Raw genomic sequence first — 14,538 nt, forward strand, 5'->3', positions numbered from 1 at the left:
CTCAGCTGCCCCGATAGGTCGAATAGCCGTAGGGCGAAACGAGCAAGGGTACGTGGTAATGCCCGGTATCGGCGACTCCGAAAGCGATCGTCACGATATCGAGGAAGGGCGGGTCGGCCAATGCGATGCCCAAGCCGCGGAAATAGGCGGCAACGGCAAAGGCGATGCGATACTGCCCGATCGAAAGGCCGGGCAGGCCGAGGCAGCGTCCGTCGGCATTGGTGACGCCCTCGAACAGCAGCGCGCCATCGGCCGCCTCCAGTCGTACCGCGATCCCGCTTGCGGGGCGGCCGTGCGTGGTGTCGAGCACATGCGTCGAGAGGCTTGTCATGCGGTTGCGCTTGCCTGGGATGGGGAGGGAAGGGGCCATTCGCCGACGAACTCAGCCTCGTCATAGGCGAGCAGATCGGCGATCAGCGCAGTGCGATCGTCGCGGAACAGCTGGTCGGACACGCCGCGGATGAGGCGCGGCAGCGCGGCCTGCAACCCCGACAGCGCCGAGGCGGACAGCCCGAGGCTGATCAGCGCGGCATAATTGAACCCGAACAGCCCGTGGAGCGTGTCGGCATCGGCCGGGTCGCGCGCGAGCAGCTCGAAGCCCGTCCCGAGATAGGGATGCGCGTCGATCAGCGCGTTGCCGGTGCCCGCCGCCGGCGTGAAGCGATCCGCCCAGCGTGCGACCTTGTCGGCGATCAGCCGCAATTCGGGGCGCAGGCCGGGGTCGCTGACGAGGCCGGTCGAGAGAACGAGAAAGTCGAAATCGTGGGGCCCTTGTGGCGTCGTCACACGCGCGCCGTCCGCCGTCGCCGCGACCGACAGCCACGGTGCCCCCAGATGCAGCGTGAAGCCCGGCCAGGCGGCGGCACGCGCGAAGGTGTCGTTGGTCGGCGGTTGGTTGTGCCCGAGGAACGACGCCATCACGGCATATTTCTCGGCGTCCGAGAGCGCGGGGTAGCGCCCGGTGAAACCGACGCGCTCCATGAAGCGGATCGGGTTGATCCGCGGCAAGTGCGTGCGCCGCAGGAAGACATGCGCTTCGGCGACGCCCGCGCTCAGCGCGTAATTGGCATTGTCGAACGCCGATGCGCCGCCGCCCAATATGCCGATCCGCTTGCCGGCGAGGGCGGCATAATCGATTGCCGCGCTGGTATGCGCGTAGAGCGTCGGCGGCAGGACATCGGCCACCATCGGCGGGACATGCCACTCGCCGCCGCCCTGGATCCCGGTCGCCAGCACGACTTTGCGCGCAAGGATCGGGTCTTGTCCCGCGAGATGCAGGCGGTGGAGCCCGTCGCCCAGCGGCTCGATCAGCGTGAGCCGCGTGTCGTTGCGCACCGGCAGCGCGAGTACGCGGCGATACCAGCGCAAATAGGCCATCCAGTCGCCGCGCGCGATCTTGTCGAGCGCGTCCCATCCGCTGGCGCTGTGCTGCGCCTCCCACCAGGCGCGGAAGCTGAGCGCCGGAATGCCGAAATCGATCGGGTTGAGCTGCTTGGGGGTGCGCAGCGTGATCATCCGCGCATAGGTTTCCCACGGGCCCTCGAAGCCCGCCGGGTTTTCATCGATGACGAGCAGGTTGGAGACGCGCTCACGCAGCAGCCCGAACGCTGCCGCCAGCCCGCTCTGCCCGCCGCCGACAATCACGACGTCGTAAACACGTGTCCCGGCATCGTCGCGCGGGCGGGTCCAATCGGCGCCGCCATGGCCGATCAGCACGAGCTGCCGCGCGAGCTCCGCCTCGAGTGCGGGCAGGCCGATTGCGTCGTTCATCGCATATCCTCCAGTCGCAGTCTGACGATTTCGCCGATTTGAGTCAGCGCGGTGGCGATCTCCGTGTCGCGGTCGTTGCCCAGGCGGCGCTCCATCGCCGCGAGGATGCCGGCCTTGTCGGTCAGCCGCACGCAGATGATGAAGGGAAAGTCGAAGCGCGCGCGGTACGCCGCATTGAGCGCGTGGAAGCGCGCATATTCATCGGGCGTCAGCCGATCGAGCCCGGCCGATGCCTGCTCGGCTGCCGACGCATCGGTCAGCGTGCGGTCGATCGCCGCCTTGCCGGCGAGCTCGGGGTGCACGCGGATCAAGGCGAGCTGTTCCTCGGGCGTCGCGGCCGCGACCACCGCGACGAGATCGGCATGGCGGTCGCCCGAAAACGCCGCCGCGTCGGCGCGCTGCTCGACCCATGGGCTGTGCTCGAACAGCGCGCTCAATGGCTGTTTCCCTCGAGGCTGACATGCGCCGAGACGACCTTCCAGCCATCGGCGAACTTGACCCAGGCCTGGCTCTGGCGTCCGCGCCGGTCGCTATTTTCGCGGAAGAATTCGGCGTCGGCGGTGGCGAAGCCCGCGCCATAGACGGTGATAGCGACGCGGCCGAGCCTGCGCTGCGGCGATCCACCACGGCCTTTGCGGAACTCGCGAATCTCGTCGATGCCGTACAGCACTTCGCCGACGCCGTAGCGGTTGGTGGTCGGTGCGGCATGGAACAGCGCGTCCATCGTCGCGACGTCGTCGACCATCAGCGCGCGCTCGTAGCTGTGGAACGCCGCGGTCACTTCGGCGAGCAAGATCGGATCGTCGATCGGGGTATCGGTCATGCCGGGCAAACCTCCATCCAGTGACGCGCGATATCGATGCGCCGCGCGATCCACGCATCGCCCGAGGCGAGGACATGATCGACGAAGCGCGCTAGCGCCCGCGCGCGCGCCGGGCGGCCGGCGATGCGGGCGTGCAGGCCGATCGACAGCATCCGCCCGCCTTCCTCACGCAGTTGGTCGAAGCTGTCGCAGAGGTAGCGGAAGAACTGCTCGCCCTCGGTAAAGCCGTTGAGCGCGACCATCTTCATGTCGTTGGCGTCGAGCGTGTAGGGCACGATCAATTGCGCGCGGCCGAAGCGACGATCCCAATAGGGCAGATCGTCGGCATAGCTGTCGGCGTCGTAGACGAACCCGCCTTCCTCGGCGACGAGGCGTGCGGTGTTGGGCGAGGTGCGGCCCTGATACCAGCCGAGCGGGCGGCTGCCGGTCAGCCGCGTATGGAGCGCGATCGCCTCGGCGATATGCGCGCGCTCGGTGGCTTCGGGGACGCGCTGATAGTCGATCCAGCGCAGGCCGTGGCTGGCGATCTCCCACCCGGCATCCTGCATCGCCGCGACCACCGCGGGGTTCGCCTCCATCGCCTTGGCGACGGCGAACGCCGTCACCGGCACGCCGCGCGCGGTGAACAGCCGGTGGAGCCGCCAGAAACCCGCGCGGCTGCCATATTCGTAGAGGCTTTCCATCGCCATCGCGCGGTCGGGATGGCTCGCGGCGCCGACCATCTCGGACAGGAAGGCTTCGGAGCCGGCATCGCCGTTGAGCACCGAATTCTCGGCACCTTCCTCGTAATTGACGACGAACTGCACCGCGACGCGCGCGCCGCCCGGCCAGTGCGGGGCGGGCGGGGTGGCGCCATAGCCGATCAGGTCGCGCGGTGGCATCATGCGTCCCACGCCGCGATCGCCGCCTCGACGCCGCCGCCCGCCGACACCGCGAACCCTTCGCAGCGCAGACAGACCTCGAGCGCGCCGAGCGTGATGAAGACCTTATGCTTCATCGCATTGTAGCCCATCGCGCCGAGCCGCCAGATCCGCCCCTGCAACGGGCCGAAGGCGGTGCCGATCTCGATCTCGAACTGGTCGCGCATCGCGGTGCGGACGCGCTCGCCGTCGACGCCGTCGGGGATGTAGACGCCGGTGACGTTGGTCATGCGGTGCGCATCGTCGCCGAACACGCGCAAGCCCATCGCGCGCAAGCCGGCGGTCATCGCACGCCCCGCGGCGGCATGCCGGGCGAAGCGCGCGTCGAGCCCTTCGCCGAGCGCGACGCGGGCGCATTCGCGCGCGCCGTAGAGCATCGAGGTCGCCTCGGTATGGTGGTTGAGCCGCTTCTCCGACCAATAATCCATGATCATCGCGAGATCGAAATAGTTCGAGCCGATGCGCGGTCCCGCGCCGTCGGTGATGTCGGCCCGGCGGATGCCCTGTTCGACATGGCGGCGCGCGAAGATATGCGCGGCGGCGGCGTCCGACAGCGTGATCGGCGCCGAGCCCGACGGCCCGCCGAGGCATTTCTGCAGGCCGCCCGTGACCACGTCGATCCCCCAGCGATCGGCCGCGATCTCCATCCCGCCGAGCGTCGCGGTGGCATCGACATAGGACAGCGCGCCCGCCGCGCGGCACAATGCGCCAAGGCCTTCGAGCGGTTGCGCCATCGTGGTCGAGGTGTCGCCGTGGACGGTGGCGACGACCTTGGGTGCGAAGCGCTCGATCGCCGCGGCGATCGCGTCGAGCGGGACGGTTTCGCCCCATGGCGCATCGACCGTCTCGACCAACGCGCCGATCCGCCCGAGGATTTCGGTCAGCAACAGCCCGAACCGCCCGAAATTGACGACCAACACGCGGTCGCCCGGCACCACCAGCGAGACCAAAGAGGCTTCGATCGCGGCGCGCGCGGTGCCGTCGATCAGCATCGTCCAGCGGTTGTGTGTGCCGAAGATCGGGCGATAGAGCGCCATCACCTGGTTCATATAGCCGGTCATTTCCGGGTCGAACTGCCCGAGCAGATCCGCCGACATCGCGCGCAGCACGCGCGGATGCGCGTTGACCGGGCCGGGGCCCATCAGCAGCCGCTGCGGGGGATCGATCTCGCCGAACAGGTCCATGCCCAACTCATCCGCCATATGCTGCTCCAAGACGTTCGATAAAGCCGAGCATCACCGCGAGCGCGACCTCGGCGTCGGCGGGGGCGACCTGCTCGGCCGGATTGTGGCTGATCCCGCCTTCGCAGCGCAGGAACAGCATCGCGGTGGGACACAATGCGGCCATCACCATCGCATCATGCCCTGCGCCCGAGACGAGCCGACGGACCGGCTGCCCGGCCGCGAGCGTCGCGGCGTCGAGCAGATCCATCAGCGCGGCGTCGCACGGGCTTGCGGGGAGATCATGCACCCGCTCGATCGCGAAATCGAGACCGCGCGTATCGGCGATCGTGTGGAAGCGATCGAGCATCGCCTCCGCCGCTGCGTCGCGTCGCGCGGCATCGCCTGCGCGGACGTCGAGCGTGAAGTGCACGCGTCCGGGGATGACGTTGGCGGCGCCCGGCAGCGCCTCGATCGCGCCGACCGTCGCGACGAGATCGGACGCGTCTGCGCGTGCGATGGCTTCGACCGCGAGCAGCATCTCGGCGGCGCCCGCGAGCGCGTCGCGGCGTAGCGGCATCGATGTGGTTCCGGCATGGCCTGCGGTCCCGCGCACCTCGACGCGATAGCGGAGCTGGGCGGCGATGCCGGTCACCGTGCCGACTGCCAGACCTTCGGCTTCGAGCACCGGGCCCTGTTCGATATGCGCTTCGAGATAGGCGAGCGTCGAACCCGCAGGGCGTCGGGCCTGGTGGAAGGACGTGACGCCAAGCTGGGATCTGTCGCTAACCTCGAACGCGCGGCCGTTGCACACCGAAGCGTAGTCCGCATTGAAAAGCCGAAGCGCGGTCGTGAACGATATGTCGTCGGCATCGTGGATCGCCAGCAAGTCGGCCTCTAGCGTCCCAGCGACCGCTCGGCTGGTGAGCATGGCCGCCGGAAAGCGCGAGCCTTCCTCGTCGCCAAAGCCGTAGATCTCGATCGGGAAGGGCAAGTGTCGCCCTTGCGCGTGGAGCGCCGCGACGCATTCGATGCCGAGCATCACGCCGAGCGGGCCGTCATAGCAGCCGCCGTCGCGCACGCTGTCGAGATGGCTGCCGATCACCAGCGCAGGCGCGTCGTCGATGGTGCCGGAATAGCGGCCGACCAGATTGGCGGCCGGGTCGAGCGCGACGGTCATCCCGGCCTCGACCATCCAGCTCCCCACCTGATCGACCGCGGCGCGATGTGCGGGCGTCAGATAGCCCCGATACAGCGCGTCCGGCAGGTCGCTGAATGGCGCGACCCCAAGCACATCGCACCGCGCCATCGCCCGCGCGCCGCCGGGGGAGGGCACGCTCACCATGCCGCCACCTGGCCGTCGCTTCGCGGATCGGTCGCGCCTTCGAGCATCCCGTCGGCCGAGCGGACGATCGCGCCGGCATGGCCCATCATCGCGGTCGTCGGCCCGACGCGCTCGACGTCATGGCCCGCGGCGGCGAGCGCGGCATAGACGTCTGGCGCGAACCCGTCCTCGATCTTGAGCGTCGTGCTCTGGTCGCCCCAGGTCCGCCCGAGCAGCCAGCGTGGCGCGCTGACCGCCTCCTGCAGCCCCACGCCGAAGCGTGCGTAGCGCGAGAACAATGCGGCCTGCGTCTGCGGCTGGCCCTCGCCGCCCATCGTGCCATAGGCCATCGTCCGCCCGTCATCGAAGCGCGCGAGCGCGGGGTTGAGCGTGTGGAACGGTTTGCGCGTCGGCCGCAGCGCATTCCATCCGTCGGCGGCGAGCCGGAACGAGCTGCCGCGATTCTGCCAGGTGACGCCGGTTTGCGGCAGCACGAGCCCCGATCCGAATTCGAAATAGGTCGACTGGATCGCGCTCACCACGCGGCCCTCGCTGTCCGCCGCGCCGAACCAGCACGTGTCGCCGAGCGCGGCCGGTCGCGGCCAGGGCAGCGCGGTCGCCGGATCGATCTGCGCTGCGAGCGCGTCGAGCGCGGCAGCATCGTCGAGCAGCGCCTGATCGTCGAACGCCTGAAACGCGCGGTCGCCGACATGCTGGTCGCGCAGCAGGAACGCCTGTTTGGTCGCCTCGACCAGACCGTGGACATGCTCGAAGCCGTTTGCCGTGGCGGCACCCAGCCGGTCGAACAGCGCGAGGATCAGCAGCGAGGCGAGCCCCTGCGTCGGCGATGCGCTGTTGTACAGCTCGGCCCCGGCGATGCGCGTGTGCAGTGGCGTCGGCCGTGTCGCGGCATGCGCGGCAAGGTCGGCGGCGGCGACCGGACTGCCGAGCGCGGCCAGATCCTCCGCCAGCAGCACGGCGAGCGCACCGCGATAGAAGCCGTCCGCGCCATCGCTGCCGATCCGCCGCAGCGTCTCGGCGAGCAGCGGCTGGAGGAGCCGCTCGCCTTCGCGCAACGGCCGCCCATCGGGCTCGAAGATCGCGGCATAGGCGCCCGGCTGGCCGCGCAACTCGCCACCCTTTGCGGCGGCGATTTCGGCCCCGCCACGCGTCACGGCGACGCCGTTTTCGGCATGGTGGATCGCGTCGCGCAGTAAGCGCGCGAGCGGCAGCGTGCCGCCACCCTGTTCTAGCACGGCAGCCCAGGCCGACACCGCCCCGGCGACGGTGTTGGCGGCGAGCGGCCCGCGCGTCGGAACCGTCTCGTGCCCCGCATACAAGGCTAGGTCGGCCGCCCCCGCCGCGCCGCCACAGCCATGCACGGCGTGTACGCTGCCATCGGGCTCGGCGATCAGCCAGAAGCCGTCGCCGCCGATGCCGGTCATGTGCGGATAGACCACCGCGAGCGTCGCCGCGACCGCGACGCTCGCCTCGATCGCGGTGCCGTCGTCGCGCAGCACGTCGAGCCCGGCCTGCGCCGCGAGGTGATGCGGCGCGGTGACCATGCCGCGATAGGATCGGACGGTGTGGCGCATCAGCTCATGCCCCCGCGCTCATCCAGACGAAGCGCACGACGAACAGCCCGGCGAGCAGCAGCAGGAACCAGTCCGCGGTGGTGATCCGCCCGCGGACCAGCTTTAACAGCGCGTGCGCGGTGATGCCGAAGGCGAGCCCGTTGGCGATCGAGAAGGTCAGCGGGATCATCGCGACGGTGAGGAAGGCGGGGATCGCCGAATAGGCATCCTCCCATTCGACTTCGCGCAACGGCAGCAGCATCAGCCCGCCGACGATGATCAACGCCGGCGCGGTCGCGGCCAGCGGGATCAGCTGCGCATAGGGCGCGACGAACATGGTGAGCAGGAACAGTACGCCCGTCACCAATGCGGTCAGCCCGGTGCGGCCGCCCGCCTGCACGCCGGCGGCGCTCTCGACATAGGAGGTGACGGTGCTCGTCCCGGCGAGCGAGCCTACGACCGTCGCGACGGCATCGGTCATCAGGATGCGGTTGAGGCCGGGGATTCGCCCGGCGGCATCCATCAGCCCGGCGCGCTTGGTCACCGCGACGAGCGTGCCGATATTGTCGAACAGATCGACGAACAGGAAGACGAACAGGATCTCGATCAGCCCAAGCCCGTGTCGCCCGCCAAGCCCGAACACACCGGGCAGATCGAGCTTGAACGCGGTGCCGGTCAGCGCCGCGAGGCTGTAGGGCTCGGGCTTGAACACGACTTGCCCTGCGAACCAGCCGACCAATGTCGTGCCGATGATCCCGATCAGCATCGCGCCGCGCACGTTCCACACGCTCAGCGCGCCGATCGCGAGCAGGCCGAACAAAGCGAGCGCCGCGCCGGGTGCCTTGAGATCGCCCAGCGCAACCAGGGTCGCGGGGCTGGCGACGACGATCCCGGCGTTCTTCAACCCGATAAAGCCGATGAACAGACCGATCCCGCCCGCCACCGCGGCAAACAGATGCTGCGGGATGACCGCGACGATCATCTGCCGCACGCCGGTCAGCGTCAGCAGCAGGAAGGCGACGCCCGAGATCAGCACGCAGCCCAGCGCGACCGGCCATGGCACGCCCATCTGCTGGACGACCGTAAAGCTGAAATAGGCGTTGAGCCCCATGCCCGGCGCGAGCGCCAGCGGGGTATTGGCGACCACACCCATCAGGATCGAGGCGAAGGCGGCGGCAAAGCAGGTCGCGGCGGCGACCGAGGCGACCGGCATCCCGGCCTGGCCGAGGATCGCGGGATTGACCAGCACGATATAGGCCATCGTCAGGAAGGTGGTGACCCCCGCCAACACCTCGGTCCGCGCCGTGGTGCCGCGCTCGCTCATCCGGAAATAGCGGTCGAGGCGGTGCGCGCCCACCGTCGGCGGGGCTCCCGGGTCGATCGGTCTGGTCGCCTGTGTCATCAATCTTCCCCCTGAAATGCCCCGGCCGGCGGGGAAATCCCGGTCAGCCCCCGTTCCTCCAGCATCGCCGCAAAGCGGAACAGCGTCCGCTCGCCCCCCGGCGCGCCGATCAGCTGCACCCCCAGCGGCAAGCGACCCGGCCGCAGCAGCGGGACCGCGAGCGCCGGGCAGCCGGTGAAGCTGATCGGCTGCGTATGGATGCCGAGATCGCGCCGCGCCGGGGTCGCGACGCCGTCGATCAGGACCTGCGGATCGGCGATCGTCGGGGCGAAGCAGGGGGCCGAGGGCGCGATCAGCACGTCATATTGCGCGAAGATCGGCTCGAGCGCCCGCGTGAAGGTCGCGCGGAACGCCTGCGCTTCGGCGTACACGGCGTCGGGGAGCAGCGCGCCGGCGAGCAGCCGATCGCGCGTGGCGGGGTCGAACTGGAGCGCCTGGCCTTGCGCGAACGCCGCGCGGTGGACCGCGCCGCCCTCAAACGCGGTGATCAGAAACGCCGCTGCGCGGGCGCGGGCGACGTCGCCGAGCGAGATCGTCGGCGCGTCTGGCGCAATCGCGTCGATCGCATTGCGCTGGTCGGGGTCGAGATTTTCGGCGAAGCGCCCGCCGAGCCGTGCGACGCGGAGCGGCGTTTCGATAGGCTCGGCTACGCTCTCGCTGAGCACGTCCCACAGCACAGCGAGATCGGCGAGCGAGCTGGTGAACGGCCCGATATCGTCGAAACTCGCGGCGAACGGGAAGACGCCCGCCATCGGCAGCCCGCCATGCGTCGGCTTGAGCCCGTAAAGCCCGGTCAGGCTGGCCGGCACGCGGATCGACCCATTGGTGTCGGATCCGAGCGAAAAGGGGAGCAGCCCGGCAGCGACGATTGCTGCGGATCCGCCCGACGATCCCCCGGCGAGCCGGTCGAGGTCGTGCGGGTTGCGCGTCGTGCCATGCGCCGCGTTGATCGTCGCGAAGCCATAGGCGAATTCGTCCATGTTCAGCGTCGCGACCAGCACCGCGCCAGCCGCGCGCAGCCGCGCGATCGCGGTCGCATCGACGGTTGCCGGTGGGGCGTCGGCGTAGAGCGACGAGCCCGCCGTCGTCGGCAGGCCGGTCACATCGAACAGATCCTTCACGCCGTACGGCACGCCCGCCAGCGGCCCGGGGTCGCCCCCGGCGGCGATCGTGGCGTCGATCTGCTGCGCTTCGGCGCGGGCGCGCTCCGCCAGCACGCGCGTCACCGCGACCAGCCGGTTGTCGTCCGCCGCCAGCGCCGCGAGGTGGCGTTCGACGATGTCGGATGCGCGTACCTGGCCGGTGCGGACCGCTGCGGCGATATCGATCGCGCGGTTCATCGGGCGTTTTTCGCGTCGGCGCCGCGCAGCGTGTCGAGCTGTGCTTCGAGCACGGCAAGATTTGCGGTCACGCCGGGCATGCAGGCGTCGGGCACCGCGATCGCGCGTGCCGTCGCCGCTGCGGCGATCGCGTCGGCAGTGCGGGGCAGGGGAGCAGCGACGGCCACGTCGCGCTCGCTCTGCCGTTGAAAATACCCCGCCAACGCGGCGCAGACGAACAGTTGGAGCTGATGAAAGATCATCACCGGCAGCACGATCACGCCGACCTGCGCGCTCGGGAACAGCGCACCCGCCATCGGCACGCCCGACGCCAGGCTCTTCTTCGATCCGCAGAACAGCAGCACGATGGCATCCTCGCGCGAGAGACCGACCATCCGCGCGACGAGCACGTTGACGCCCATCACCAGCCCCAGGATCACCGCGCTCAACACAACGAGGATCAGCACGTCGCCGACGCCGACCTTGGTCCAGATCCCGCCAATCACCGCCGCCCCGAACGCCGAATAGACGACGAGCAGGATCGAACCGCGATCGACCGGCTGCAGGATCGCCTTGTTGCGATCGACGAAGCCGCCGATCATCGGCCGCAGCAGATGGCCAGCGAGGAACGGCAGCAGCAATTGCAGCGCGATCGTCCCGATCGAGTGCGACGACGCCAGGGCACCGCTGCCCGCCACGTGCATGAACACGCCGACCAATAGTGGCGTCAGGAAAATGCCCAGCAGGTTGGAGAGCGAAGCACTGCACACCGCCGCCGCCACATTACCGCGCGCCATTGCGGTGAAGGCGATCGACGATTGCACCGTCGAGGGCAGCAGCGTGAGGTAGAGCAGCCCGGAGAGCAGCAGCGGATCGACCCAGCCACGCGCAGCCCAAACCAGCGCAATGCCGATCGCGGGGAAAAGCACATAGGTCGACCCCAGCGTCAGCACGTGCAACCGCCAATTGCCGATCCCCTGCACTATTGCTGCGCGCGACAGTTTTGCGCCGTGCAGGAAAAACAGCAACGCGATTGCGAGATCGGCGATCAAATCGGCCCAGCCCGCCGCGGCACCGCGAGCGGGCAGGAGGCTTGCCAGCACTACGGTGGCGATCAGCCACAGGAGAAAGCGATCGATCGAGAGGAAAAGTTTGAAGACGCGCGACATGCGTCCGTCATGGCCTGCTTTGTGCGCACGATCCAACACAATGACCGGCATGCTTCGTTGCAAAAAACCGTGCACTGCCGTGATGGGGCGGTCTGGAAACCCGGCCGTAGCCACGGCGTGCCCTAATCCGGCGTTCCTTAGCCTGCGGACGATTATGTGATCCGCCCCACGTCGCCCACTCGCGACATCGACCCGGAGGCCTCCTCGCGCCGGCTGAAAGGCCGACGCAAGACGCTCCGTGATCGAATATCGTTCGGGGCGCGATCGATTACTGTACGAGGCGGGAGGTTTGCAGCGCCGTCGAGAACAGTTGCTGGAGCGCGGTGATGATACTGTCGTTGGCGGTCACGGTCTGCACAAGCGCTGACCCGTTGATACCGGGCGAGGCACATTGCTGCAGCGCGGTCAGAACCTGATCGGAGCTTCCCGCGCTGCCTTTTGCATAAGGCGCCGGAGGGGGAGGCAGGAAGGATGCCACGTTCTTCTGCGACCAGTCGTCGCCGGCTAGCGCCTCCGGCAGATACTGCGTGTACAGGATCGCGATCTTGATGCCTTTTGCTTTGATGGCGGTGCAAATGGTCTGATCACTGCTGCGCAGCGGTCCGAAATAGCGGCTGGGCTGATCGACCATGCCGTCGGTAACAAGGAACAGGATTTTCTGCGGGGTGTCCGCGGGGGCGCCCGACCCAGCCTTGGGAATAAGGCCGTTCATCGTGGTCAGCATATTGGAAATCTCGGTAGCCTGATCGTTGGTGTTGTTCCCCTTGGTCGGCTGGCTATTCACCCACCAATAGTCGTCATCCGGAAACAGGGTCGCTGCCGAAAAGTCGCTAGGATATTTCGACACGTCGGTCAGCGTGTTCAGCGTCTTGACGGGGGACCCGGCGCCGGAGCGCGTCCAGTCGAACGAGAACATCTGCGCCTGATAGGTGACTTTGAACTGCTTCGCCTGGCTGGAGGCAAACGGGATCAATTGCGACGCCGCGGAAACGACGTCATCCTTGCGCAAGACGATGCTCGCAGGGCTCCCATAGGCAAGCCCATAATTGTGCGTCAGCCAATAGCCATCCGCCCAATATCCGGTGTCATAGGTCGCATTTGTGCTGTTGGTGCTGTTGGTCGTCGAGTTCTTGCTCGAGGTGCCGTTGCTCTGCGTCGTCACGACTTGCGTTCTTTTAACTACGGTGGTCGTCTGGGTGATCGTCACCGCCGCATCTGCCGGATCGGTAATGGTATAGCTGATCGTGGTATCCGTAATCGGCGTGGTGGCGATGGTCGTCGGTTGTGCGCTGGTTCCTCCCGCGGTGGTGTTGGTAGTCCCAGACACCGATGAGGAGGAATTCATCGCGTTTCCGGAGCTGTCGAAGAGCACGGAGGTCGTCGAATTATAGAGATAAAAGACATTCTGTTTAGAATTGCCTTTCGTGTAATAGCTCGACGATAGCAGTACCTGCAGGCCCTTGTTGTTCTTCACATAGATTTTGTCGCTCGGACTATGCGGCAAATATTCATGACATGAAAAGGCGCAGCCGGTAACGCCCTGTACCTTGCTGATGCCGTCCGAGGTTGCCGGGAGCAGCATCGACGGGGAATTGTCCATCGCCAGATAAAAGTCGACATTGGGCGGCTGCGCTGCATTTGCAGTCGCTGTGCCATGAACGGTCAATGTACTGGCACCGAGAATACCGCCGAAAACGTTGATCGACTGCGCGGTGTAGGTGACGGTTGCCGTGCGGAGAGCCCCCAATGTCTGGCCGCTGCCGGAGGTGACGTTTGTTATCGTGACGGCTCTTTGCATCCCCTGATAGCCGCCGATCGCGGACGCCTGCGCGTCGAACATGTTATAGGCTGCGTCGGACGGATCGGTGCCAACGCGCAGGATCATCGCAGGGGAGACCGCCGCCAGCGCCGCCGCATCGGCGGCGGAGTTCAGGTGGGTCTGGAGCCGCATGGCACGCGCATAGTCGATGCCGAAACCCGTCGCGAAGGTGAGCGGGATGATGGAGAACCCCATGATCATCAGGACGCCTCCCTTCCGGTCGGCGCTGAGCCGACGAAGGAGCCTGACCAGATCGACCCATGGGCGGAACATATCTGCGCTTTTCATCATCTATGCACCTAGTAGAGGCGAGGCGACATGTAGATCGTGTCGGTCAGGGTCGTCGTCGGCAAAGACAAGAAGGTTACGCCCGGCGTATACTGATAGTTGACCGTCCCGACGAACAGCCATCCGCCCGCAGTTCCGACTTGCGTCTTCGAGCTGGTGCTCGGCGCGAAATTGCCGCACACGTTCGAGCCGTCGGGCGAAACCGGTACGAGCGGGGACGTGACCATCGTGCTCGGGATCGAAACGACGTTGCGGGCCAACTGTGTCTGGGTCGCCGGAAGCGTCCCGGCGGTGTACGTCGATGGCGCCGCGCTCACCGTGCTGCCATCTACCGACTGCGTCTGCGCTTGGGTCCAGACGACATAGGCGTGCGTGGCGTCGCAGACGCGCAACAGCGAGATCTGCTCGGTCGCGTTGTTGAGCTTGTACGGGGCCAGGGCAACCGCGCTGGCACTCAGATACGACGTGGCGTTGGCGTCCTGCGGGATGTTGTAGATGATCGCTGGCGACATGGTCCGGCTGACCAGATCGACGAGCGAGCGCGTGGCGGTGGTGACCTTGCGCGTCGATGATATCATGTCGAGCGCAGCGTATCCGCCGAGATACAGAACGATGAGAACGGGCAGGCAAAAGGCAAATTCGATCAGCGCGACGCCGCGCGTGCTGTGGGCGAGGCGGCTCAGCATGAGGTCTGCCCCGAGTTGCACGAATAGGCCTCGGTCGTTGAGACCGACGTCGCGACCAGCATGCGGTTGCCATTGGGCTGGTTGGTAAGGTTCAGCCCCAACGGTCCTGTTCCCGTCGGCCACAGGTAGATGAGCTGCAGGACGAGGATCTGGCTCTGGCCGTCGCCGCCCGACTGGGTGTTATAGCCGGTGTTGGTCGAAGTTATGACGCCTGCGCTGTTATAGGTGAAGGTTGGCGCCGCGGTGCTCGTCACATTGTAACTGCTCGCGGTGCTGACGTTGAC

13 protein-coding genes and 1 pseudogene are annotated in these 14,538 nt (G+C 67.3%); all 14 read right to left on the reverse strand.

Annotation, left to right across the window (positions count from 1 at the left end; genetic code table 11):
• Position 1: 1 nt before the first annotated feature.
• The gene (uraH, locus tag EAH76_RS22580; protein ID WP_140852513.1) at positions 2-331 is read right to left on the reverse strand and encodes a hydroxyisourate hydrolase; all 330 of its coding nucleotides are present in this window, start codon (positions 329-331) and stop codon (positions 2-4) included.
• The gene (locus EAH76_RS22585; protein ID WP_170208060.1) at positions 328-1,770 is read right to left on the reverse strand and encodes an FAD/NAD(P)-binding protein; all 1,443 of its coding nucleotides are present in this window, start codon (positions 1,768-1,770) and stop codon (positions 328-330) included. The genes uraH and EAH76_RS22585 overlap by 4 nt, the downstream gene beginning before the upstream one ends.
• Positions 1,767-2,207 carry a 2-oxo-4-hydroxy-4-carboxy-5-ureidoimidazoline decarboxylase gene (gene uraD / locus EAH76_RS22590; protein WP_140852514.1) on the reverse strand — a complete coding sequence of 147 codons (441 nt, stop codon included), beginning with the start codon at positions 2,205-2,207 and terminating at the stop codon, positions 1,767-1,769. The genes EAH76_RS22585 and uraD overlap by 4 nt, the downstream gene beginning before the upstream one ends.
• Positions 2,204-2,593, reverse strand: coding sequence for an oxalurate catabolism protein HpxZ (hpxZ, locus tag EAH76_RS22595; RefSeq protein ID WP_140852515.1), 390 nt, complete (start codon positions 2,591-2,593; stop codon positions 2,204-2,206). The genes uraD and hpxZ overlap by 4 nt, the downstream gene beginning before the upstream one ends.
• Positions 2,590-3,477: an allantoinase PuuE gene (puuE, locus tag EAH76_RS22600; protein ID WP_140852516.1), complete on the reverse strand. Its 888-nt coding sequence runs from the start codon at positions 3,475-3,477 to the stop codon at positions 2,590-2,592. Before puuE ends, hpxZ begins: the two co-directional genes overlap by 4 nt.
• Positions 3,474-4,715 (reverse strand): pyridoxal-phosphate-dependent aminotransferase family protein, encoded by a 1,242-nt coding sequence (locus tag EAH76_RS22605; RefSeq protein ID WP_140852517.1) that lies wholly within the window; start codon positions 4,713-4,715, stop codon positions 3,474-3,476. Before EAH76_RS22605 ends, puuE begins: the two co-directional genes overlap by 4 nt.
• Positions 4,705-6,018, reverse strand: coding sequence for an allantoate amidohydrolase (locus EAH76_RS22610; protein ID WP_140852518.1), 1,314 nt, complete (start codon positions 6,016-6,018; stop codon positions 4,705-4,707). The genes EAH76_RS22605 and EAH76_RS22610 overlap by 11 nt, the downstream gene beginning before the upstream one ends.
• Positions 6,012-7,592: a gamma-glutamyltransferase family protein gene (locus EAH76_RS22615; protein WP_140852519.1), complete on the reverse strand. Its 1,581-nt coding sequence runs from the start codon at positions 7,590-7,592 to the stop codon at positions 6,012-6,014. The genes EAH76_RS22610 and EAH76_RS22615 overlap by 7 nt, the downstream gene beginning before the upstream one ends.
• Positions 7,593-7,596: 4 nt before the next feature.
• Entirely contained in the window at positions 7,597-8,973 is a 1,377-nt protein-coding gene (locus EAH76_RS22620; protein WP_140852520.1) for an NCS2 family permease, read from the reverse strand.
• Complete coding sequence (locus EAH76_RS22625) at positions 8,973-10,313, reverse strand: AtzE family amidohydrolase (protein WP_140852521.1); 1,341 nt, start codon at positions 10,311-10,313, stop codon at positions 8,973-8,975. The genes EAH76_RS22620 and EAH76_RS22625 overlap by 1 nt, the downstream gene beginning before the upstream one ends.
• The gene (locus EAH76_RS22630) at positions 10,310-11,461 is read right to left on the reverse strand and encodes a bile acid:sodium symporter family protein (RefSeq protein WP_140852522.1); all 1,152 of its coding nucleotides are present in this window, start codon (positions 11,459-11,461) and stop codon (positions 10,310-10,312) included. The genes EAH76_RS22625 and EAH76_RS22630 overlap by 4 nt, the downstream gene beginning before the upstream one ends.
• Positions 11,462-11,729: 268 nt before the next feature.
• A complete protein-coding gene (locus EAH76_RS22635; RefSeq protein ID WP_140852523.1) occupies positions 11,730-13,571 on the reverse strand; it encodes a TadE/TadG family type IV pilus assembly protein in 1,842 nt (613 codons plus the stop codon).
• 8 nt (positions 13,572-13,579) lie between these two features.
• Positions 13,580-14,254, reverse strand: coding sequence for a TadE/TadG family type IV pilus assembly protein (locus EAH76_RS22640; protein ID WP_140852524.1), 675 nt, complete (start codon positions 14,252-14,254; stop codon positions 13,580-13,582).
• Positions 14,248-14,538, reverse strand: a pseudogene (locus EAH76_RS22645) (hypothetical protein); the annotation flags it as partial. The pseudogene EAH76_RS22645 and the gene EAH76_RS22640, both read right to left, overlap by 7 nt.

The sequence above is a fragment of the Sphingomonas glacialis genome, from assembly GCF_006439055.1.
GTDB lineage: Bacteria > Pseudomonadota > Alphaproteobacteria > Sphingomonadales > Sphingomonadaceae > Sphingomonas > Sphingomonas glacialis_A.

Coding starts and splice junctions, on each gene's coding strand:
- EAH76_RS22605 (WP_140852517.1), bottom strand. CDS start 4,715: ATGGCGGATGAGTTGGGCATGGACCTGTTCGGCGAGATCGATCCCCCG.
- uraH (WP_140852513.1), bottom strand. CDS start 331: ATGACAAGCCTCTCGACGCATGTGCTCGACACCACGCACGGCCGCCCC.
- puuE (WP_140852516.1), bottom strand. CDS start 3,477: ATGATGCCACCGCGCGACCTGATCGGCTATGGCGCCACCCCGCCCGCC.
- EAH76_RS22625 (WP_140852521.1), bottom strand. CDS start 10,313: ATGAACCGCGCGATCGATATCGCCGCAGCGGTCCGCACCGGCCAGGTA.
- hpxZ (WP_140852515.1), bottom strand. CDS start 2,593: ATGACCGATACCCCGATCGACGATCCGATCTTGCTCGCCGAAGTGACC.
- EAH76_RS22610 (WP_140852518.1), bottom strand. CDS start 6,018: ATGGTGAGCGTGCCCTCCCCCGGCGGCGCGCGGGCGATGGCGCGGTGC.
- EAH76_RS22620 (WP_140852520.1), bottom strand. CDS start 8,973: ATGACACAGGCGACCAGACCGATCGACCCGGGAGCCCCGCCGACGGTG.
- EAH76_RS22615 (WP_140852519.1), bottom strand. CDS start 7,592: ATGCGCCACACCGTCCGATCCTATCGCGGCATGGTCACCGCGCCGCAT.
- EAH76_RS22630 (WP_140852522.1), bottom strand. CDS start 11,461: ATGTCGCGCGTCTTCAAACTTTTCCTCTCGATCGATCGCTTTCTCCTG.
- EAH76_RS22640 (WP_140852524.1), bottom strand. CDS start 14,254: ATGCTGAGCCGCCTCGCCCACAGCACGCGCGGCGTCGCGCTGATCGAA.
- EAH76_RS22635 (WP_140852523.1), bottom strand. CDS start 13,571: ATGATGAAAAGCGCAGATATGTTCCGCCCATGGGTCGATCTGGTCAGG.
- EAH76_RS22585 (WP_170208060.1), bottom strand. CDS start 1,770: ATGAACGACGCAATCGGCCTGCCCGCACTCGAGGCGGAGCTCGCGCGG.